The organism is Mesorhizobium japonicum MAFF 303099, from assembly GCF_000009625.1.
In the GTDB taxonomy this organism is placed as follows: domain Bacteria; phylum Pseudomonadota; class Alphaproteobacteria; order Rhizobiales; family Rhizobiaceae; genus Mesorhizobium; species Mesorhizobium japonicum.
Genome location: NC_002678.2, coordinates 4,211,543 through 4,231,196 on the forward strand (window position 1 = coordinate 4,211,543; position 19,654 = coordinate 4,231,196).

A 19,654-nucleotide genomic window follows, 5' to 3' on the forward strand; every position below is an offset into this window, starting at 1 on the left:
AAGAAAGACAAAGATTATGAAAAAACTCGAAGGTAAGATCGCAGTCATCACGGGCGGAAGCAGCGGGATTGGATTGGCCACAGCCAAGCGCTTCGTAGAAGAAGGAGCGCACGTCGTGATCACCGGGCGAAGAGAGAAAGAGTTGAAGGAGGCCGCAGCCTTCATCATGAGAAACGTTACGACGGTCGTGGGTGACGTGTCGCTCTTGGAAGATCTGGATCGCCTCTATGCCGTCGTGAAAGAGAAACATGGTCACATCGACGTTCTCTTCGCGAACGCTGGCGCGGGGACAATCGCACCGCTCGCGGCAGCCACTGAGGCCCACTTCGATCAGACCTTCGACGTGAACGTGAAGGGGCTGTTCTTCACGGTGCAGAAGGCCCTTCCCCTCTTCAAAGACGGCGGTTCGATTATTCTGAATTCTTCGGTTTCGAACGTGTTGGGATTGCCGGGGTTTAGCACATACGCCGCGAGTAAGGCGGCGGTGCGCAACTTCTCGCGCGCTTGGACGCTAGAGCTGAAAGACCGCAAAATCCGAGTGAATACGATGAGCCCCGGAGCAATCGAGACCCCTGCGTTGGAGACAACAACGGGCCTTACCCCTGAGCAAGCCGAGCAAGCGGTCGCCCAGTTTGCGTCACAGATCCCAATGGGTCGCAGGGGCAAACCGGAGGAAATCGCGGCTGCCGTCACGTTCCTCGCCTCCGACGACAGTTCCTACGTCACCGGTGTGGATCTCGCCGTCGACGGAGGCATGGCGCAGGTCTAACCCGGCGTTAAAACAAGATCGGAGAAGCATTATGAGCTATTCAATTATAGGATTCGGCAATATTGGCCAGGCCCTGGCCAAGGCGTTTGCCCGCAAGGGCATAGACGTGTCCGTTGCAACCACGCGCGACCCGGAAAGCTTTGCAGCAGATGCGGCCGCGATCGGACCCACGATCATTCCCAAGAAGCTGGCCGACGCGGTCAAGGCGGACATCATCTTCTTGGCTGTCCGTTTCGAGTCGCACCCTGAGGTTGCGAAGGCGCTCGCCACCTGGCAGGGGAAGACCATCGTCGATGTGACCAATGCCTATGGCGTGCCTCCTGAAAAACTGGGGGGACAGCCTTCTTCCAAGTTCATCGCACAGGCATTCTCGGGTGCAAAACTGGTCAAGGGCTTCAACCATCTGGTCGCTGCCGTCCTTGATCAGGGTCCCGCCGTGCATGGTGGCAAGAGAGTCGTGTTCCTGGCGAGCGACGATGACGCCGCCGCAGCGGAGATCGGCGTGCTTGCGGAAAAGCTCGGCTTCGCGCCGATCAAGCTTGGCGGGCTGGCGGAAGGCGGACTGCTGGTCCATGCGCGCGGAAATAGCTGGGGTCAACTGATCTTCAAGGACCTGGTCAAGTTCGACGCATGAACACGGACATGCCCACCGACAGGGCCACGTTGCACGGGTCGGATCGAGCACGATCCGATCCGTGCGAAATGGAGAAATTCCCATGAGCATTGAGAAGAACATCCAGACCGTGAAGGACTTCTTCGCCGCGATCGGCCGCGGCGACAGGGAGGCTCTGCTGGCGCTGGCCGCCGAAGACATCGAGTGGATCATTCCGGGCAAAGACTGGCCGTTGGCCGGAACGCGCCACGGACACGCCGGGCTGGCGGATTTGCTCGAGACAGCATCCAAGTCGATAGAAACGTCCACCGAACCCCAGGAATTCGTCGCGCAGGGGGACCGGGTCCTCGTCGTCGGCTTCGCGAGGGGAAAGATCAAAGCTACGAACAAGGTATTCGAGGACGACTGGGTCTTCGCCATCACGGTCCGGGACGGCAGGTTGACCAACATCCGGGAATATGTCGATACGCAAGCGCTGGCCCGGGCCTCGCAGATGGACGCGTCCGGGCCTGCACAGCGCCGGCCATCTTCGACCATCAGCGCGAGGTAGACTGCAGATCAGCCGAAAATCGCCCCATTGTGCGCCGCGCACTCGTCTAAAGCCCAACCGTAAAGGAGATTCCGATGTACGACCAATCCAAGGTATCCGAGTTGATCCGGTTCGCAGGTGTAGATGCGGGCTCCATTGTCATTGACGTCTACCCAGGCGAGGGCGACTGGACGCGCCTGTTCTCCGACGTCGTGGGCCCCGAAGGTCGGGTCTACAGCTTCGTGCCGGCCGAAGTCGCCGACTTCAAGAACGATCCGGTTGGCCGCATGCGGACGCTTGCGAAGGAGCCGGGCCGAGAGAACGTCGAAGCCGTCTCGGCCGACCTTGTCGCGATGCCGCAAGCCACGCAACCAGCGGATGTCCTGTGGCTGCACCTGTTCTACCACGATCTCCACACCGCGCTGATCCAGAAGAAGGGTGCGACGGCGGCCGACTTCAATCGAGCCGTCCACGAGCGGCTGAAGCCCGGCGGGTCGTACGTCATCGTAGACCACGCCGCCGCCGCTGGGTCGGGCACGAGCGACACTCAGTCGCTGCATCGGATCGACCCTGCCTCCGTCCGCGAGGAGGTGGAGGCAGCCGGGTTCGTACTGGACGCAGAAAGCACCATGCTCGCGAACAAGGATGATGCGCACTCGATCAAGGTGTTCGATCCCTCGATCAAGGGCGAGACCGATCGCTTCGTCTATCGGTTCGTGAAGCCCTGACAGGTCCCGGCGCCGACTTCATGTCGACCCCCCGACGGTGCAAACAAGCCCATCGAAGACATCGAGGCGACCCTGCTTGCCGCCAGGACGTCGGCTTTGGATGAGCTCGTCCGATGGGACCACGCTACGATGGCAGCGAAGGCCGCTGAAGCATCATTGGATGGCGGCTAGGCCGCCTTGAGCCGATAGCGGAAAACGGTGTGGTCGAGCAACAGCCTTATGCGTGGCTCGGCTTCCGTCGCCACCAGCCAGCTTGCCGCGATCATGGTCGCGCCGACCACTGCCATCGACAGGAGATAAGGCAGTCCGGCGCGGACCATCGCTCCGAGCATCGCCGCGCCGACGACGTCGTGGATCAGGTAGAGCGGATAGGTCATCAGGCCGATCCGGCGCCAGCCGCTCCAGCTGAGGTCGAGCCGCAGCGACCACGCCATGAGCGCGATGGCGACGAGGAAGATCAGGATCGGCGGCGCATAGGGCATCACGGCATTGACCTTGATGCTGTGGACGTCGACTGAACTCGCGATCTGCAGAACCCCGCCGCCGAGAAACAGCAGGCAAAAGGCAAGGCGAGGGACCGTCAGCGCCTTGAACCGCATCAGCCACAGCAGCACGCCGACGGCGAAGAAGCAGCCGTGGTGCACGAGAGTGAGTTGCAGCCAGCGCGTCTCGGCGAAGTCGGCCCAGCCGAGCGGATAATAGAGGCACCAGAACAGCGTGCTGACCATGCCGATGACGATGGCGACCGTCTCCATCATATGGAAGCGGCCAAGCCGCAGCAGGATCCAGACGATGGCGTAGAAGGCGATCTCGATCCCGAGTGTCCAGTAGACGCTGTCTACCCAGGGACCATAGGGCACGAACAGCCCGGTGCGGACCAGCCTGACCACCGCATCGGTCGGCCAGCTCAGGCCGATGGCAAGAAGCAGCACGGCGGTGACCGGTGCGCAGATCCAGACCGCCGGCGCCAGCCGTTTGAGCCTGGCCTCGAAAAACCGCAGCGGCGTCGACTTCTCGGCGCTGAAGGCGATGACGAAACCGCTGATGACGAAGAAGATCTCGACGCCGACCCAGCCGGATCCGACCCAGGCGCCTATGTCAGCCTGCGCCGGCACGCCGCCCGTGGCCTGCGCGGAGATGCCATCGGGATAGGCCCATACCCAGAAGCCATAGTGGTAGACCATGACCAGAACGGCGGCGAGAAACCGCAGGATGTCGACGCCGCCAAACGTGATTTTTTGCTGAGCCATACCGTACCCGTCGGATGGCCCCCCGGCAGACACTGTAGGGTGGCTTGCTGCATTGCACAATAAAAGTATTGCTTGCCGATCAGAATTGGCCAACCCGCAAGGGCAGGCTGTGCAAAGCCAGTCGCCGTGTCAGAGCGGTTCACCGTTTCACGGAAACGGCCACCCACTCTAACTCTTTGATTTGACGCAATTCCGGACGGAAAACCGTTTCACACTTTTCCTGGAACTGCTCTGGCCTCAAATCCCGATCCCGCGCGCCTTCATCGCTGCGGTGATCTCGTCGAGGATGGCCGGGTCGTCTATCGTCGCCGGCATCGTCCACGCCTCCTTGTCGGCGATCTTCTGCATGGTGCCGCGCAGAATCTTTCCCGACCGCGTCTTGGGCAGGCGTTTGATCGTCACCACCGTTTTGAAAGCGGCGACCGGCCCGATGCGCTCGCGCACCAGTGCCACGACCTCCTTCTCGATGACGTCGCCGCCGCGCGCGACACCGGCGTTCAGCACCACGAAGCCGAGCGGAATTTGCCCCTTCATAGCATCGGCGATGCCGACGACGGCGCATTCGGCGACATCGGGATGAGCGGCCAGCACCTCTTCCATGGCGCCGGTCGACAGCCGGTGGCCGGCGACATTGATGATGTCGTCGGTGCGGGCCATCACGTAGAGATAGCCGTCCTCGTCGATCATGCCGGCGTCCGCCGTCTTGTAGAAGCCGGGAAACTCGTCGAGATAGGCTTGGCGGAAGCGGGCGTCGGCGTTCCACAGCGTCGGCAGGCAGCCGGCCGGCAGTGGCAGCTTGACCACGACATTGCCGAGTGTGCCGCGCGGCACTTCGTGGCCGGCATCGTCCAGCACGCGGATGTCGTAGCCCGGCATCGGTACGCCGGGCGAACCGTATTTCACCGGCAGCAGGCCAAGTCCCGCGGGATTGATGGTCATCGGCGAACCGGTCTCGGTCTGCCACCAGTGGTCGATCACCGGCACGTTAAGCTTCTGCTCCGCCCATTTGATGGTCTCGGGATCGGCGCGCTCGCCGGCGAGGAACAGCGTGCGGAATTTCGACAGATCGTATCTGGGAACGAACTCGCCCTTGGGGTCCTGGCCCTTGATCGCCCGGAACGCCGTCGGCGCGGTGAACAGCGCGACCACGCCATGGTCCGAGATGACCCGCCAGTAGGTGCCGGCGTCGGGCGTGCCGATCGGCTTGCCTTCGAACAGGACGCTGGTGCTGCCATGCAGCAGCGGTCCGTAGACGATGTAGGAATGGCCGACGACCCAGCCGACATCGGACGCTGCCCAGAACACTTCGCCCGGCTTGACGCCGAACTCGTTTTCCATCGTCCATTTCAGCGCGACCATGTGGCCGCCATTGTCACGCACGATGCCCTTCGGCTGGCCGGTCGTGCCTGACGTGTAGATGATGTAGAGCGGGTCGGTGGCCAGCACCGGCACGCAGTCGACATTGGCGCCGGCCGCCCGTTCGCGCGCGACGGCGTCGGCATAGTCGATGTCGAAATGCTCCTTCAGCTCGCAGCGCAGCTGGTCGCGCTGCAGGATCAGGCAGGCGTCCGGCTTGTGGCCGGACATCTCGATCGCCTTGTCGAGCAGCGGCTTGTAGGCAACGATCCGGCCCGGCTCCAGGCCGCAGGAGGCCGAGATGATCAGCTTCGGCTTGGCGTCGTCGATACGGGTGGCCAGTTCATGCGAGGCAAAGCCGCCGAAGACGACCGAATGCACGGCGCCGATGCGGGCGCAGGCAAGCATGGCGATGGCCGCCTCCGCCACCATCGGCATGTAGATGATGACGCGGTCGCCCTTGCCGATGCCCCGGTTCTTCAGCACCGAGGTCAGCGCCACCACCTCGCGCTTGAGTTCGGCATAGGTGAATTTTTTCACCGTTCCGGTGATGGCGCTGTCATGGATCAGTGCGATCTGGTCGGCGCGCCCGCGGGCGACATGCCGGTCGATGGCGTTGTAACAGGTGTTGCATGTCGCGCCGGTAAACCAGCGGCCATAGACGCCGGCGTCAGCGTCGAACACCTTGTCCCAGGGCGAATACCAGTCGATGGCGCCGGCGGCGTCCGCCCAGAATTTTTCCGGGTCGCGTTTCCAGCCGTCATAGACCTCGTGATAGCGTGAAGCCATCGGCAACCTCCCAGGAACCATTTGCCGTCTTTGCCAACAGCCTATGCTGTTTTTTCCGGCGCTGTCTTCCCTGATTTTCGTATGACGGGTGCCGGCTTGACCTCTGGCGCACCGTACCGTGAAGTGGAAATCTTCTCGGGGGAGATCTGAACAATGCGCTATTCTGGGTCGATCGTGGCAAAACCGGTGTTTGCGCTGACGGTCGGTGCGGTGCTCGCGATCTCAACCGCACCCGCTTTGGCCGGAGATGCCGCGGCCAGACGCATCATCGGTTTTTCGCCCGATGGCCGCTATTTCGCCTTCGAGCAATACGGTGAGTTCGATGCCGGCGCCTCGACTTCCGAAACCGATATCATCGACACGCGCACCGATGAATTCGTCGGTAGCAAGCCGATCCTGATCGTCGACGGAGGCCTGCCGATAGCCGCCTAACAAACGGTACCATTGGATGAAATGTCGACCGCACTAGATCGGCAGGGCCACAAGCATGAGGCCAACGCCGCCGAAGATCAAAATGGCTGTCGCTAGGGCTTTCCGATGACGTTCGAAAGTCGTCGGAGCCCGCTCCCAATTGTAACGCATACGCTATCTCCCCAAAAACCCCGGAGTCCTTACCTTACTTAAGGGAAGAATAGCAACGGTCTGGCGAGGTAACGCTCTTGCCGGGGGCTTCATGGTGACGACTATTTCTGGGGTGATTCCGCTGAGAGCAGGTGATGGCGCATAGATCGCCATGCACAATTCCCAACGGAACCGCTATGGCTCCTTTCAGGGAAAATCGCCGCGCACTCGAATTTCTACATGCCCCAGCGCAATGCCGCCGTATGGACCGGCGCATCCCACCAGCCGGTCATCTCGTCATCGAGCATGGTGAGCGTGATCGAGCAGCCGGCCATGTCGAGCGAGGTGACATAGCTGCCGACAAGCGAACGGACTATCGTCACGCCACGCTTCTCGAGAATTCTTCGCGCGCTGTTGTACATCAGATAGAGCTCCATCAGCGGCGTGCCGCCGAAGCCGTTGACGAACAGCAGCGCGGGGCCTTTCGCCTTGTCGCCGAGATCGCCCAGGATCGACGCGCAGATTTCCTCGGCGATCGCGTCCGCGCTCTTCAACGTGTCGCGCCGGCGGCCGGGTTCGCCATGGATGCCGACGCCGAATTCCATCTCGCCGTCGCCGATATCGAAGGTCGGCTTGCCTGCCGCCGGCACGGTGCCGCTGGTCAGCGCCACGCCCATCGAGCGGGTGGCGGCGTTGACGCGCTCGCCCAGCGCCTTCAGCACCGGCAGCGCCAGGCCATGCTCGGCCGCCGCGCCGACGATCTTTTCCACCACCAGCGTGCCGGCGACGCCGCGACGGCCGGTCGTATAGGACGAATTCTCGACGGCGACATCGTCATTGGTCACCACCCGTAGAACGCCGTCAGACATTTCGGCCGCCATGTCGAAATTCATCACATCGCCCTCGTAATTCTTGACGATGAACAGGCAGCCGGCGCCGCTGTCGACGGCCTGCGTCGCCGCCAGCATCTGGTCCGGCGTCGGCGAGGTGAACACCTGGCCGGGGCAGGCGGCGTCCAGCATGCCATGGCCGACAAAGCCGGCATGCAGCGGCTCGTGGCCCGAGCCGCCGCCGGAGATCAGCGCCACCTTGCCCGGCCGCAACGCCCTGCGGCGGACGAATTTGTGTTCTTCGCCAAGCGCGAGGATATCGGCATGGGCAGCCACGAAACCGTCGAGGCTCTCGGTCAGCACCGTGTCCACCGCGTTCATAAATTTCTTCATGGCGTCCTCCCAAACAGCCCGGCAAGAATGGTCAGCTGCCGCCCTTGCCGGCGATGCTGGTGATCTTCTGGATGAATTCGTTGATCGCCCGGTCGAGCGCCGCGTTCTGCTTGTCGTCGCCGAAATCCGGCACGACCAGCGACACATGCCGCGTCTTGCGCATGCCCGCGGCGATCGACATCTTTCCTGGATGCGCCTGATGGTAGGCGGCGAGAAACTGATCCCGCTCGGCCGGGCTGAAATGGCAGACGGAAAAAATAGCCGGCAAATGCTTCGACGGAATCGGCACCGTATAGGCCGGGCTTGAAATCTGCGTCACGAAACTGCGGTGCTTGCCAAGCGCGTCGGCCAGGCGCTGGCGCATGCCGGACGGGCGCTGGTCGATGACCTGCGACAGGATCGTCTTGTAGGCGCGGATCGCCTCTTCGGAGCCGGGTTCGGGTTTGATCTCGACCATGCCGGGCGCCTAGACCGAAACATCCGCGATGGCCGCCTTGGCCATGGCGAGTTGCGCCGGCGCGACGGACAGATCGCGCAGGCCCGCTTCGAGCAGCGACGGGATCGCTGCCGGATCGCCGCCGGCATCGCCGCACAGGCTGACGGGAATGCCGTTTTCCCGTCCAAAGGCGGCGACCGAGCCGATCAGCCGCAGCACCGCCGGGTGGCGGACCGAATTGAAATGGGCCACAGCAGCGTTATCCCGCGCGGCCGCCATCACATATTGCGTCAGATCGTTGGAGCCGATCGAGAAGAAGGCCACGCCGGCGAAGGCCTCGGGCGCGATGGCCACCGACGGCACCTCGACCATGATGCCCAGCGGCGGCATCTTTTGCGCGACACCGCCCGCGGCAAGGGCTGCCTGCTCTTCGGCGAACAGGGCGGCTGCGCGCTCATACTCGTCGGCCATGGCGATCATCGGAAACATCACTCTGAGATTGCCGTGTGGCGCGGCGCGCAGCAATGCCCTGATCTGTATGCGAAAAATGTCGAGCCGCGCCAGCGACAGCCTGATCCCGCGCAGGCCAAGGAATGGATTGCCTTCCTCGACGGTGAAGCCCGGCACCGGCTTGTCGCCGCCCGCATCGACAGTACGGATCGTCACCGGTTTTTCCCCGGCCCATTCCAGCACCTTGCGATAGGCGCGGTATTGCGTCTCCTCATCCGGCAAATTCTTGCCGAACAAGAACTCTGTTCGCATCAGCCCGACCCCGTCGCAGGTCGCGACGTCAATGCCGTCGACATCGGATGGGTCGGCGATGTTGACTTGCACGCGCACCGCCGTGCCGGCCTTGGTCACCGCCGGCCGCGCCAGAAAACGCTGCGCCTTGCCCTGACGGGCCGCGAAGGAAGCGGATGACTGCCGGAACGCGCCGATCTCCGCCGGCGAGGGCGCCAGCACGATGCTGCCATGCTCGGCGTCGAGCAGTGCCATGCCGGCAGGACTGGCAGACATTTCGCGCAGACCCACGACCATAGGCACGCCACGTGAGCGCGCCAGCATGGCGACGTGGCTGGCGGTGCTGCCCGCCTTCAGCGCGATGCCGCCGCCATGGCTCCAGTCGGTTTCGAGAAAGCGCGTCGGCGCGATGTCCTCGCCACAGAGGATGGCACCGGTAGGCGCCGCGCTGTCGACGTCCTCGGTCAGGGCACGCAGCACTTGGTCCCTGATATCGCGCAGGTCCGTGGCGCGGGCACGGAAATAGTCCTGGTCGGAGGCCTCGTAACCGGCGATCTCGGCATCGAGCGCCTCTCGCCATGCCACGTCGGCGGTCTGTCCGGACGTGATCGACGCGAAGGCCGGCCCTCTCAAGGCGTCGTCTTCCAGCATGGCAATGTGGAATTCGAGTATGCCGGCGGCGTCGCTGTCGGCTGCCTCCGCCATGGCGGAAAGCCGGCTCACTGCCGTGCCGATCGCGGCTTGCAGCGACGTCTTCTCTTCCGCTAATGTGGCTTTGCCTGCGTAGACGGCCGGCGGCCGGTCGAGGTCGAACAGCGGCCCCTCGGCATAGCCGGCCGAGGCCGGAACACCCTCAATCCGCATGGCCCGCATTCCCCGCGAGCCGGCGAAGAAGCGCGCCCGCCTCACGCCGAGCGGACATGACCGGCGTCCTCGTCGAAATCTCGCTGCACCAGGTCGATCAGCGCGCGTACCGCGTCATCGGCGCCGCTGCCCCTAGCCCTGATGTACAGCATCGTTCCCTTCGGCGCCTTGGCTGCCATCACCTTGACGATGCTCTTGGCGTCGAACCACGGCCCGTTGGCGGCAAGCGCGATTTCCACGTCGGCGGCAAACGTCTTGGCCAGCTTGGTGAACTTCACCGAAGGACGCGCATGCAGCCCCACATCGTGGGTGATCAAAACGGTCGCTTCGGCGGCTGCGGACATTTTTCAGAAATCCCGTTCACTCACGACGGCGACAATTCATGCGCCGTCGCCACCACTTCCTTCAGCGAGGCGCCGCCGGAGGATTCGGTCGCGGCCATCACCGCGCCCTCGACGATCGGCGCGTTGCACACGATGATCTTCTGCGCACGCGGCTCGCCGATCATCTCCACCGCCATTTCCGAGTTGGTCTCGGCGCCGCCGAGATCGACGAGGATGGCAACGCCGGCTTCCGACCAGGCCTTGTCGATGGCGCCCATGATCGCCTCGACATTGGTGCCGAGCCCGCCATGGCCGTTTCCGCCGCACCATGCAAGCGGCACTTCGTCGCCCACCATCTGGCGTACCATGTCGGCCGTGCCCTCCGCGACCAGCGGCGAATGCGACACGATCACGATCCCGACATTGCTCATGCGCTTTCCCCGATCGCTTGCCCCACCGAGCGCACCAGCAGCGCGGTCGAGCGCGCGCCGGCATCCATATGGCCGACCGAGCGCTCGCCGAGGAACGAGGCGCGGCCGCGCAGCGCCTTCATCGGCACGGTCGCTTCTGCGGCGGCGTCGGCGATATCGGCGATCTCAGCCGCCGTCTTGTCCCCGGCCAGGGCGTCATGCACCGGCTGCAGCACATCGAGCATGGTTTTTTGGCCGATCTGCGACTTGCCGCGCGCGGCCACGGCTTCGACCGCCTTGCCGAACGCAGCGGCCAGGTTCTTGCGATCGGGATCCGCCGCAATCGCCTTGCCCAGCGCCATGAACAGCGTACCGAACAAGGGACCCGAAGCGCCGCCGACCGTCATCACCAGCTTGGTGCCGATCGCTTTCAGGGCGTCAGGCAGCGGTTTTGCGGCGAACGCATCGGCCTCGGCTCGCACGGCCTCGAAGCCGCGCTTCATGTTCAGCCCATGGTCGCCGTCGCCGATCGCCTGGTCGAGCGCCGTCAATTCCTCGGCGTGAGCGGCAATCGTATCGGCGGCCACCGCGATCAGCCTGGCAAGGTTCAACGCCGCCATGTCGCCCAAAATCCCGGTTTCCAGTCTGCTGGCAGTAGCGAAAGAACGGTCATTCGACAACTGGTGCATGCGTCAGGCCGTGACGAGCAGCGTGGCGGCGGCCGAAAACACCTCGGCCACCGCATGGGCGCCGGGGTCGACCACGCCTTGCAATTTGGTGCCGACATAGGCCGACCGTCCGGCCTTCGCCTTTTCCATGGCGGCTGTCGCCTCGGCCCCGCGCTGGGCGGCGGCCGCTGCCTCCTCCAGGCCATCGGCGTCGAGCGCTTTTAGCGCGGGCTCCAGCGCATCGACCATGGTGCGATCACCCGGTTTGGCGCCGCCGTAGAAAGTCATCCGCTCGAGCCCGGCAAGCAGTGCCTTGGACAGACTGGCGCCGCCACCGAGGACCTGTGCCGCCGCCGTGAAGAAGATCGACAGCAGCACCCCGCTCGAGCCGCCCATCGACGAACTCAATATGTCGCCGATTGCGCCAAGCGTCGCCGCAGGGTTCGCCAGCGGCAGGACGTCGAGCCGTTCCAGGATGCTGCGCGCGCCGGTCGCCACCGTCGAGCCGGTGTCGCCGTCGCCCGCCTTGGCGTCGAGCCCGTTCAATGACGCTTCGAGCGAGATCAATTTTTCGCAGACCGTGACGATCAGGCGCCTGCTGCTGGCATCCTGGCTGGCCTTGTGCGCAACACTTTGTCCGGCTGCCTTCGCCATCGGCACGATGACAGGTGCCGCGACCGGCTTGGCCGGCATCCAGGCATGCGGGCCGACCGGCGCCAGCAGGGCTGCTTCGCGCGCCGCATCGAGCCGGATCAGCGACAACGAGAAGCCGTTCATGTTGAGCGCCGTCATCAGCGGGCCGGGGCCGATCGTCAGCTTGACAGTCTTGGCCAGTGGCGAGGCTAGCACCGCATTGGCAATCAGCGACATTTCGAGGGGCGGCACCGCGCCGAGATTGTTGATCAGCAAGGCATGGCTCGCCTTCGGGTCGAGCCCTGCTGCGAGGCGCTCCGCCATGATCGCGACCAGCCTGTCGACGCTTTGCAAGGCAATCCGCTCGACGCCCGGCTCGCCATGAATGCCAAGGCCAAGTTCGCCGTCGTCCGCGCCAAACCTGTCTTCATGCGGCTGGCCGGGGATGGAACAGGAGGACAGCGACATGCCGAGCGAAACGATATCCTTTGCCGCCGCCCGTGCCGCCGCCGCGATATCAGCCAGATTGTGGCCGGCCTCCGACAGATGGCCGGAAATCTTGTGCACGAACAGGGTACCGGCGACGCCGCGCGGCTGGGCGATATCGGGCAGCGCGATGTCGTCGGCAACGATCACCATCTCGACGCGAAAGCCCTCGGCGCGCGCCTTTTCCGCCGCTAGGCCGAAATTGAGCCGGTCGCCGGTGTAGTTCTTGACGATAAGCAGACAGCCGGCCGGGCCGGTGACCGCGCGGATGGCAGCGAGCACCGCTTCGACGCTCGGCGAGGCGAAGATCTCGCCCGAGACCGCCGCCGTCAGCATGCCCTTGCCGACAAAGCCGGCATGCGAAGGCTCATGCCCGGCGCCGCCGCCGGAAACGACGCTGACCCTCGACTTGTCCCAGTCGGCGCGCAGCACGACCTTGATCTCGGGATAGCCGTCGAGGCGCGCGAGATCGCCTGAGCCGATGGTGCGCAACAGGCCGTCCAGCGCCTCGGTGACGATCGTTTCCCTGCGGTTGAAAAAGTGCTTCATCGAATTCGTCCCGTATTCGCAATCGTCAATCAGAAGCGGCGCTGCGCCGGCTGGAAACACCGAAACCGTTCACATCAATCTTTGTCCATTGGCGCCGAAATAGAGTGGCGAACGGTAGCGGATCACCACTTTGTCGCCTTGCGCCAGGTCGGTGTCGGGGTCGGTCAGCGTCACCAGTTTCTTCGGCCCCACCGTCACATGCAGATGGTTCTGGTCGCCGAGATGCTCGACCCAGTCGACGACACCATCGGCCTGGCCATTCATCGCTTTCTCGATCGTCAGATGTTCGGTGCGCGCGCCGATCGTCTTGGTGCCCACCGGCGCGCCGCCATCGGGCAGAAGGCCGGTCGGCAGAAGATTGATCGCCGGCTGGCCAAGCCTAGCCGCGACATGCAGGTTTGCCGGCTCCGAATAGATGGTTCGCGGCGAGCCGATCTGCACGAGCACGCCGTCGGCGAGGATGCCGATGCGGTCGGCCATGGTCATCGCCTCGATCTGATCGTGGGTGACATAAAGCATGGTCGCGCCGAGTTCGGACTGGATGCGCTTCAGCTCCAGCCGCAGATCCGCGCGCAGCTTGGCGTCGAGCGATGACAGCGGCTCGTCCATCAGATAGATCGCCGGCTTGCGCACCAGCGCCCGGCCGATGGCGACGCGCTGCATTTCGCCGCCGGAAAGCTTGGTCGAGCGATTAGCGAGCTTGTGATGGATGCGCACCATCTTTGCCACTTCCTCGACCCGCCGGCGGATCTGGTCCTCCGGGATTTTCCGAGCCGGCGAGCGCAGCGGGAAGGCGAGATTGTCGTAGACCGACAGATGCGGATAGAGCGAGTATTGCTGGAACACGAAGGCCGTGTCGCGCTCGGCCGGCGACAGCGCCGTCGCATTATGGCCGCCGATTTCGATGGTGCCGGCATCTGGCCGCTCCAGCCCGGCGATCAGCCGCAGCGTCGTCGTCTTGCCGGCCCCGGTCGGCCCGAGCAGCACGACGAATTCACCGTCTGCTATGTGCAGGTCGAGACCGTTGACAGCGACATGCTCGCCAAAGCTCTTGGTCACATTCTTGATGTGCACGTCAGCCATGCTGCGCTCTCCCCTGAGAGGCGGTGTCGTGGACCGCGGTTCTCACCGCGCGGCCCGATCCCTTGTCGAACAGCGACAGCCGGGCGCTGTTCAGCGCCAGGCCGACATGATCGCCGGCATTGAGCCGGATTTCGGCCGGCACCCGCGCCTTGATGATGCCGTCTGCCGTTTCCACCGCGACGATCTGCGTGGTGCCGAGATACTCGGTGCCGTAGATAGCGCCGCGCAGCTTCGAGGCATCGTCGAAGCGGATGTGTTCGGGCCGGATGCCGAGCGCCATGTCGCTAGGTGCGATATCCTCGCGCACCTCCGGCACCGCGACCTTCGCGCCCTGGACGACGATCTCCTTCGCGCCCTTGGCGAGCCCGCCGCCGAAGCCCAGAAAATTCATCGGCGGTGAGCCGATGAAGTCGGCGACGAACATGGTCGCCGGGCGGTCGTAGATTTCGCGCGGCGTGCCGAACTGCTCGATGACGCCGTGGTTCATCACAGCGATCTTGTCGGCCATCGACATCGCCTCCATCTGGTCATGCGTTACATAGACGGTGGTGGCGTGGATGCGGTTGTGCAGTTCGCGCAATTCATGGACCATCAAGTCGCGGAATTCGGTGTCGAGCGTGCCGAGTGGCTCGTCCATCAGGAAGCATTTCGGCCGCCGCACGATGGCGCGGCCGAGCGCCACGCGCTGGCGGTCGCCGCCGGCAAGGCCGGAGACGGATTTGTTGAGCAGATGGTCGATACGTAGCAGTTTTGCCGTCTCTTCGACGCGTGCGCGGATTTCGGCCGACGGCATGCCTTGCGCCAAGAGCGGAAAGCCGATGTTCTTGCGCACATTCATGTGCGGATAGAGCGCGAACAGCTGGAAGACGAAAGCAATGTCGCGCTCGCGTGCCCGCAGCATTGTGACATCCTCGCCGCCGAGCAGGATCTCTCCGCCGGTCGGTAGTTCGAGCCCGGCGATCATGCGCAGTGTCGTCGTCTTGCCGCAGCCCGACGGCCCGAGCATGACGAAGAACTCGCCATCCTCGACGACGAAGTTGGAATCCTGCACGGCGACGAAATCGCCGAAGGCCTTTCTCAGGTGCTGAACACGGATCTCGGCCATGATTATTCCGGGAACTTCGAGACGATGATGAACATCACGGTGCCGGCAAGCATAGTGATGAAGGAATAGGTGTAGAGCGACAGCGCGAAAGGCTGGAACAGCATCAGGAAGCCGATGGCGATCAGCACTGTGGCGATGTTTTCCATCAGGCCGCGCCGGGCCCAGGCTGGCCAGCGCGACTTGCGTTTGACTGATTTGGTCATGCTCATTTGCGCACCGCGCCGAATGTGATGCCGCGCAGCAATTGCTTGCGAAGCAGGATGGTGAAAACCAGGATCGGCACCAGGAAGATCGTCGTGCCGGCGGCGACCGCCGGCCAGTCCTGGCCGCCTTCGCCGATGATGGTCGGGATGAAGGGCGGCGCGGTCTGCGCCGTGCCCGAGGTCAGCAGTGCCGCGAAGGCATATTCGTTCCAGGCGAAGATCAGGCAGAAGATCGCGGTCGCGGCAATGCCGGTCGTCGCCTGCGGCAGCACGGTGCGCCAGAAGGCCTGCAGCCGCGTGTAGCCGTCGATCATCGCCGCTTCCTCATATTCGCGCGGGATCTCGTCGATGAAGCCTTTCAAGAGCCACACCGCCAGCGACACGTTGACCGCCGTGTAGAGCAGGATCATGCCGAGCGCTGTGTCCGACAGGCCAAGCTCGCGGTACATCAGGTAGATCGGAATGGCGACCGCGATCGGCGGCATGAAGCGCGTCGACAGGATGAAGAACAGAAGGTCGTCGGCGAGCGGCACCTTGAAGCGCGAGAAACCATAGGCCGACAGCGTGCCGAGAAAAACCGCGCAGAAGGTCGAGCCGAAGGCGATGATCAGCGAGTTGAGGAAGCGCGGCAGGAAGTTGGACGGGCCGGCGATCACCATGTTGCGCTTGCGCACCGTCTCGTCGCAGAAGCCGGTCGCCGGCCCCAGCGAGTTGATGTATTCCGGCGTCTGCCGCGTCCGTGTCGTGAACAGGTTGCAATAGCCTTCGATGCTCGGCTGGAACACGATCTTGGGCGGATAGGCGATCGAGTCCGGCGGCGTCTTGAAGCTAGTGGCGAAGATCCACAAGAGCGGCACGATCGAGATCAGCGCGTAGGCGATGATGATCGCGCCGGCGATGCGCTTCGAATTCGCTGACGGTGCGACGACCGAATGGGCAGTGGTCAGGCTCATCTCTGCTTTACCTTGTTCAGCGCCTTGACGTAGATGTTGGCGAGCCCGAACACCGCCACGAACAGGATGATGGCGAAGGCCGAGGAATAGCCGGTGCGCCAGCTCTCGAAAGCTTGCCGCTTCAGCGTGATCGAGGCGACCTCGGTGGTCGAGCCGGGCCCGCCGCCGGTGAGCAAATTGACCATGTCGAACATCTTGAAGTTGTCGATGCCGCGAAACAGCACCGCCAACATGATGAAGGGCAGCGCCATCGGCAGGGTGATCGACCAGAATTGCCGCCAGTTGGAAGCGCGGTCGACCTCGGCCGCCTCATAGATGTATTCCGGGATGGAGCGCAGTCCGGCGAGGCAGATCAGCATCACGTAGGGCGTCCACATCCAGGTATCGACGATGATGATCGACCATGGCGCCAGCGACACGTTGGAGAGCATCTGGATGCTTGTCGGCGGGATGCCGCTGACGAACGAGATGACATAGGAGAACAGGCCGATCTGCGGCTCGTAGAGGAAGCGCCAGAAATTGCCGACCACCGCCGGCGACAGCATCATCGGCACCAGGATCAGCGTCGTCCAGAAGGCGTGGCCGCGGAATTTCCGGTCGATCAGCCAGGCGAGCGTGAAGCCGATCAGCGTTTCCAACAGGATAGTCCAGAACACGAAATGCGCCGTCGTCTGCATGGCGATCCAGATGTCATGGTCGCCCAGGATGCGCTGGTAGTTGGCAAAGCCGAGATTCTTCACCACTTCGTTCGGCCGGTTGGCCCGGTAGTTGGTGAAGGACAGATAGATCGCCCAAAACAGCGGGAAGATGTTGATGGCCAGCAGCAACAGGATCGTCGGCGAAATGAACAGCCAGGCGAGGCCCTTGTCGCTGATGCCCCGGACTTTGCGGGCCAACGGTTCCGGGGTCGCCCGGGCAACGTTCTCCGCGGTCCGATTGAGCATGGTCAGTCCTGCTTCGGTCACTTGGGTCGTCTCTGTGATGGAATTTATCTGAACTGCGTCCCGTGCCAAGGGTGGCACGGGACGCTTGGGCCTAGCTCGGGAGGAGCCGGTTACATCTTGCCATCGTCCTGGAACACTTGAGTCCAGTCCTTGACCAGGCCGTCGAGTGCATCCTTGGCCGAACCCTGGCCGGCGACGACATAGTCATGGAAGCGCTTCTGCGAGGCCTGCAGCAGCGGCGCGTAGCTGGGCTCGGCCCAGAAATCCTTCACGATCGCCATCGAGTCGAGGAAGGCCTGCGCGTAGGGCTGGCTGGCGGGGAATTTCGGGTCCTTCACCACGGCGTTCAGGCAGGAATAGCCGCCGAGCGACCACCACTTGGCCTGCACGTCCTTGTTGGCGAACCACTTGATGTATTTCAGCGCCGATTCGTGCTTGTCGGAATAGGACACCACCGAGATGCCCTGGCCACCGAGCTGCGCGAACTGGTCGCCGTCAGGCCCCTTCGGGTTGACGAAGTACCCGATCTTGTCGCCGCCGACATTCTCGTCCTTCTGCAGGCCGGGCCAGGTGAAGGCGAAGTTCATATGCATCGCCACCTGGCCGGATTTGAAGGCATCGACGCCTTCGCCCATGTAGCTGTTGGAGGCGCCGGGCGGGGTGCAACAATCATAGAGCGCCTTGTAGAATTCCAGCCCCTTCACCGATTTCTCGGAATTGACGAAGCCTTCCATCTCGTAAGGCTTCTTCGGGTTTTCATACTGGAAACCGTAGCTGTAGAGCACGTCCATGGCGCCCATGGTGATGCCTTCCGAGCCGCGCTCGGTGTAGATCGAGGCGCCATAGACCGTCTTGCCGTCGATCTGCCGCTTCTGGAAGAATTCGGCGATCTGCTTCAACTGGTCGAAGGTCGCCGGCGGGCCGAGATCCCAGCCATACTTTGCCTTGAATTCCTTCTGCAGCTCGGGCTTGGAGAACCAGTCCTTGCGATAGGTCCAGCCGACGACGTCGCCCATGGCCGGCAGCGCCCAGTAGTTCGGCGTGTTCTTCGGCCATTCGGAGTAGCCGACGACGGTTGCCGGTACGAAGTCGTCCATGCTGATATTCTCCTTGTCGAAGAAGTCGTTCAGCTTGACGTAGTGGCCGTTCTCGGCCGCGCCGCCGATCCACTGGCTGTCGCCGATGATCAGGTCGCACAATTTGCCGTGCGAGTTCAGTTCATTGAGGAAACGGTCGGCATAGTTGGTCCACGGCACGAACTCGAATTTCATGCCGATGCCGGTTTCTTTGGTAAAATCCTTGGACAGTTCGACAAGTGCGTTGGCCGGGTCCCAGGCGGCCCAGCAAAGCGTCAGGTCTTCAGCGTGCGCGGCGTTTGAGACGGCTGTCGACGCTGCAATCGCCGAGGCAAGTCCCAATGCCATTTTCAAGCTCGATTTCATGCCTTCCTCCCATTTGCGAAACGCGCCCGGATGACGGTTTCAAGAGCCCTAAACCTCTCTCCTCAGAGGCCCAAACATGGCGGCGCCGGAGCGCGGCAGATGTTTAGTAATTTGTTTAGTGATGCAATTTTTACTAAACAACGCAAGCGAATTCGTTGCTGCGTCGCAACATGGTTGCGCTGGTGTCTGAAAATGTTGGGAAAAGTGCAGGCCGGACGGACGCGTACGGATCCACGGAAATCGCGCGGCGGGATTTTCGGGTCCGCCTCTAGATCGTCCGCGGGCTCAGTCGACCCGTCTGCTGCTCACCATCACCGTCCGGATCGCCGGTGCCGGCGGCAGCAGTGCGCGGATGTCGGCGAAAGGAAACATCGGCTCGAAGCGGAAGGCTTCGGCCAGCGACCCCTGTGCGCCATTGCACTGGCCGGAGCGGAAAAGGTTCTGTGTGCGCGCAATGTCGACGAAGCGGTCCGGATCCTGCGACTGGTGCATGCGGATCGCTTTGGCCTTGATCTCGGCATGGGCTGATATGTCGACATAGTGCGTCGGCGAGAATCCGGTGCCGCCCATGGTGTCGGCATGCAGCACCGGAACCGCGAACGAGGCCGCGATGCGCACGCTGTCCGACAGCGCGCGGTGGTCGGCGTGATAATCGTTGGGCGCGTGCGTGATCACCAGGTCCGGCCCGGTCCCGGCGATTAGCGTTTTCAGGGCGCCGATCAGCGCGGCATCGGCCACCAGCTCGCCGTCGGGAAAGTCGAGAAAGCGTGGCGCAGCACCAAGCAGCCCGGCCGCGGCCGTAGCCTCCTCGCGACGGACACGGGCAAGGACCGTGGCATCACTCTTGCCGCCCTTGGCCCCATCCGTGGCAACGGCAAAAGTCAGTTCTGCGCCTTGCGCGGCATACACGGCCAGCGTACCGAACATGAAGATCTCGATGTCGTCCGGATGCGCACCGAGCGCCAGTATTTTCAAGCTACTCTCTCCCCGGAAATG

21 protein-coding genes are annotated in these 19,654 nt (G+C 63.3%); 5 read left to right on the plus strand and 16 right to left on the minus strand.

Features of this window, described 5'->3' with window-relative positions; all coding sequences use genetic code 11:
- The first annotated feature begins 16 nt into the window (after positions 1–16).
- The 4 genes from MAFF_RS21630 (at position 17) to MAFF_RS21645 (ending at position 2,639) form a co-directional block, all read left to right on the plus strand.
- Positions 17–769: an SDR family NAD(P)-dependent oxidoreductase gene (locus MAFF_RS21630; protein ID WP_010913097.1), complete on the plus strand. Its 753-nt coding sequence runs from the start codon at positions 17–19 to the stop codon at positions 767–769.
- Between the two features lie 31 nt (positions 770–800).
- Entirely contained in the window at positions 801–1,403 is a 603-nt protein-coding gene (locus tag MAFF_RS21635) for an NADPH-dependent F420 reductase (protein WP_010913098.1), read from the plus strand.
- An 82-nt stretch (positions 1,404–1,485) separates the two neighbouring features.
- The gene (locus MAFF_RS21640) at positions 1,486–1,932 is read left to right on the plus strand and encodes a nuclear transport factor 2 family protein (RefSeq protein ID WP_010913099.1); all 447 of its coding nucleotides are present in this window, start codon (positions 1,486–1,488) and stop codon (positions 1,930–1,932) included.
- Between the two features lie 74 nt (positions 1,933–2,006).
- Positions 2,007–2,639, plus strand: coding sequence for a class I SAM-dependent methyltransferase (locus MAFF_RS21645; protein ID WP_010913100.1), 633 nt, complete (start codon positions 2,007–2,009; stop codon positions 2,637–2,639).
- Between the two features lie 167 nt (positions 2,640–2,806).
- Here MAFF_RS21645 and MAFF_RS21650 read toward each other — a convergent pair whose 3' ends face one another.
- Positions 2,807–3,889, minus strand: a complete 1,083-nt coding sequence (locus MAFF_RS21650) for an acyltransferase family protein (protein ID WP_010913101.1) — start codon at positions 3,887–3,889, stop codon at positions 2,807–2,809.
- Positions 3,890–4,126: 237 nt separating this feature from the next.
- Positions 4,127–6,034: a propionyl-CoA synthetase gene (locus MAFF_RS21655; RefSeq protein ID WP_044548801.1), complete on the minus strand. Its 1,908-nt coding sequence runs from the start codon at positions 6,032–6,034 to the stop codon at positions 4,127–4,129.
- 153 nt (positions 6,035–6,187) lie between these two features.
- Here MAFF_RS21655 and MAFF_RS21660 point away from each other — a divergent pair, with 153 nt between their 5' ends.
- Entirely contained in the window at positions 6,188–6,466 is a 279-nt protein-coding gene (locus MAFF_RS21660) for a DUF2259 domain-containing protein (RefSeq protein WP_010913103.1), read from the plus strand.
- Positions 6,467–6,831: 365 nt separating this feature from the next.
- Here the strand turns inward: MAFF_RS21660 and dhaK are convergent, their stop codons facing one another.
- The 14 genes from dhaK to MAFF_RS21730 all read right to left on the minus strand — a co-directional run bounded on the left by dhaK (position 6,832) and on the right by MAFF_RS21730 (position 19,633).
- Positions 6,832–7,818, minus strand: coding sequence for a dihydroxyacetone kinase subunit DhaK (gene dhaK, locus MAFF_RS21665; protein ID WP_010913104.1), 987 nt, complete (start codon positions 7,816–7,818; stop codon positions 6,832–6,834).
- A 31-nt stretch (positions 7,819–7,849) separates the two neighbouring features.
- Complete coding sequence (locus MAFF_RS21670; RefSeq protein ID WP_010913105.1) at positions 7,850–8,275, minus strand: hypothetical protein; 426 nt, start codon at positions 8,273–8,275, stop codon at positions 7,850–7,852.
- 9 nt (positions 8,276–8,284) lie between these two features.
- Positions 8,285–9,859, minus strand: a complete 1,575-nt coding sequence (ptsP, locus tag MAFF_RS21675) for a phosphoenolpyruvate--protein phosphotransferase (RefSeq protein ID WP_044551137.1) — start codon at positions 9,857–9,859, stop codon at positions 8,285–8,287.
- Between the two features lie 41 nt (positions 9,860–9,900).
- Complete coding sequence (locus MAFF_RS21680) at positions 9,901–10,203, minus strand: HPr family phosphocarrier protein (RefSeq protein WP_010913107.1); 303 nt, start codon at positions 10,201–10,203, stop codon at positions 9,901–9,903.
- Between the two features lie 20 nt (positions 10,204–10,223).
- The gene (gene dhaM, locus MAFF_RS21685) at positions 10,224–10,613 is read right to left on the minus strand and encodes a dihydroxyacetone kinase phosphoryl donor subunit DhaM (protein ID WP_010913108.1); all 390 of its coding nucleotides are present in this window, start codon (positions 10,611–10,613) and stop codon (positions 10,224–10,226) included.
- A complete protein-coding gene (gene dhaL, locus MAFF_RS21690; RefSeq protein ID WP_010913109.1) occupies positions 10,610–11,212 on the minus strand; it encodes a dihydroxyacetone kinase subunit DhaL in 603 nt (200 codons plus the stop codon). The genes dhaM and dhaL overlap by 4 nt, the downstream gene beginning before the upstream one ends.
- Before the next feature lie 72 nt (positions 11,213–11,284).
- The gene (locus MAFF_RS21695; protein WP_010913110.1) at positions 11,285–12,928 is read right to left on the minus strand and encodes a dihydroxyacetone kinase subunit DhaK; all 1,644 of its coding nucleotides are present in this window, start codon (positions 12,926–12,928) and stop codon (positions 11,285–11,287) included.
- Between the two features lie 69 nt (positions 12,929–12,997).
- Positions 12,998–14,011: an ABC transporter ATP-binding protein gene (locus MAFF_RS21700; protein WP_010913111.1), complete on the minus strand. Its 1,014-nt coding sequence runs from the start codon at positions 14,009–14,011 to the stop codon at positions 12,998–13,000.
- Positions 14,004–15,116 carry an ABC transporter ATP-binding protein gene (locus MAFF_RS21705; protein WP_010913112.1) on the minus strand — a complete coding sequence of 371 codons (1,113 nt, stop codon included), beginning with the start codon at positions 15,114–15,116 and terminating at the stop codon, positions 14,004–14,006. The genes MAFF_RS21700 and MAFF_RS21705 overlap by 8 nt, the downstream gene beginning before the upstream one ends.
- A gap of 2 nt (positions 15,117–15,118) precedes the next feature.
- A complete protein-coding gene (locus MAFF_RS21710; RefSeq protein WP_010913113.1) occupies positions 15,119–15,325 on the minus strand; it encodes a hypothetical protein in 207 nt (68 codons plus the stop codon).
- Complete coding sequence (locus MAFF_RS21715; RefSeq protein WP_010913114.1) at positions 15,322–16,272, minus strand: carbohydrate ABC transporter permease; 951 nt, start codon at positions 16,270–16,272, stop codon at positions 15,322–15,324. The genes MAFF_RS21710 and MAFF_RS21715 overlap by 4 nt, the downstream gene beginning before the upstream one ends.
- A complete protein-coding gene (locus MAFF_RS21720; RefSeq protein ID WP_010913115.1) occupies positions 16,269–17,216 on the minus strand; it encodes a carbohydrate ABC transporter permease in 948 nt (315 codons plus the stop codon). Before MAFF_RS21720 ends, MAFF_RS21715 begins: the two co-directional genes overlap by 4 nt.
- 110 nt (positions 17,217–17,326) lie before the next feature.
- The gene (locus MAFF_RS21725; RefSeq protein WP_010913116.1) at positions 17,327–18,658 is read right to left on the minus strand and encodes an ABC transporter substrate-binding protein; all 1,332 of its coding nucleotides are present in this window, start codon (positions 18,656–18,658) and stop codon (positions 17,327–17,329) included.
- Between the two features lie 285 nt (positions 18,659–18,943).
- Positions 18,944–19,633, minus strand: a complete 690-nt coding sequence (locus MAFF_RS21730; protein WP_010913117.1) for a PIG-L deacetylase family protein — start codon at positions 19,631–19,633, stop codon at positions 18,944–18,946.
- Between the last annotated feature and the right edge of the window lie 21 nt (positions 19,634–19,654).

What these genes read in the sequence shown, in the direction of transcription:
- MAFF_RS21630 (WP_010913097.1), top strand. Translation starts at nt 17, where the DNA reads ATGAAAAAACTCGAAGGTAAGATCGCAGTCATCACGGGCGGAAGCAGC.
- MAFF_RS21635 (WP_010913098.1), top strand. Translation starts at nt 801, where the DNA reads ATGAGCTATTCAATTATAGGATTCGGCAATATTGGCCAGGCCCTGGCC.
- MAFF_RS21640 (WP_010913099.1), top strand. Translation starts at nt 1,486, where the DNA reads ATGAGCATTGAGAAGAACATCCAGACCGTGAAGGACTTCTTCGCCGCG.
- MAFF_RS21645 (WP_010913100.1), top strand. Translation starts at nt 2,007, where the DNA reads ATGTACGACCAATCCAAGGTATCCGAGTTGATCCGGTTCGCAGGTGTA.
- MAFF_RS21650 (WP_010913101.1), bottom strand. Translation starts at nt 3,889, where the DNA reads ATGGCTCAGCAAAAAATCACGTTTGGCGGCGTCGACATCCTGCGGTTT.
- MAFF_RS21655 (WP_044548801.1), bottom strand. Translation starts at nt 6,034, where the DNA reads ATGGCTTCACGCTATCACGAGGTCTATGACGGCTGGAAACGCGACCCG.
- MAFF_RS21660 (WP_010913103.1), top strand. Translation starts at nt 6,188, where the DNA reads ATGCGCTATTCTGGGTCGATCGTGGCAAAACCGGTGTTTGCGCTGACG.
- dhaK (WP_010913104.1), bottom strand. Translation starts at nt 7,818, where the DNA reads ATGAAGAAATTTATGAACGCGGTGGACACGGTGCTGACCGAGAGCCTC.
- MAFF_RS21670 (WP_010913105.1), bottom strand. Translation starts at nt 8,275, where the DNA reads ATGGTCGAGATCAAACCCGAACCCGGCTCCGAAGAGGCGATCCGCGCC.
- ptsP (WP_044551137.1), bottom strand. Translation starts at nt 9,859, where the DNA reads ATGCGGATTGAGGGTGTTCCGGCCTCGGCCGGCTATGCCGAGGGGCCG.
- MAFF_RS21680 (WP_010913107.1), bottom strand. Translation starts at nt 10,203, where the DNA reads ATGTCCGCAGCCGCCGAAGCGACCGTTTTGATCACCCACGATGTGGGG.
- dhaM (WP_010913108.1), bottom strand. Translation starts at nt 10,613, where the DNA reads ATGAGCAATGTCGGGATCGTGATCGTGTCGCATTCGCCGCTGGTCGCG.
- dhaL (WP_010913109.1), bottom strand. Translation starts at nt 11,212, where the DNA reads ATGGCGGCGTTGAACCTTGCCAGGCTGATCGCGGTGGCCGCCGATACG.
- MAFF_RS21695 (WP_010913110.1), bottom strand. Translation starts at nt 12,928, where the DNA reads ATGAAGCACTTTTTCAACCGCAGGGAAACGATCGTCACCGAGGCGCTG.
- MAFF_RS21700 (WP_010913111.1), bottom strand. Translation starts at nt 14,011, where the DNA reads ATGGCTGACGTGCACATCAAGAATGTGACCAAGAGCTTTGGCGAGCAT.
- MAFF_RS21705 (WP_010913112.1), bottom strand. Translation starts at nt 15,116, where the DNA reads ATGGCCGAGATCCGTGTTCAGCACCTGAGAAAGGCCTTCGGCGATTTC.
- MAFF_RS21710 (WP_010913113.1), bottom strand. Translation starts at nt 15,325, where the DNA reads ATGAGCATGACCAAATCAGTCAAACGCAAGTCGCGCTGGCCAGCCTGG.
- MAFF_RS21715 (WP_010913114.1), bottom strand. Translation starts at nt 16,272, where the DNA reads ATGAGCCTGACCACTGCCCATTCGGTCGTCGCACCGTCAGCGAATTCG.
- MAFF_RS21720 (WP_010913115.1), bottom strand. Translation starts at nt 17,216, where the DNA reads ATGCTCAATCGGACCGCGGAGAACGTTGCCCGGGCGACCCCGGAACCG.
- MAFF_RS21725 (WP_010913116.1), bottom strand. Translation starts at nt 18,658, where the DNA reads ATGAAATCGAGCTTGAAAATGGCATTGGGACTTGCCTCGGCGATTGCA.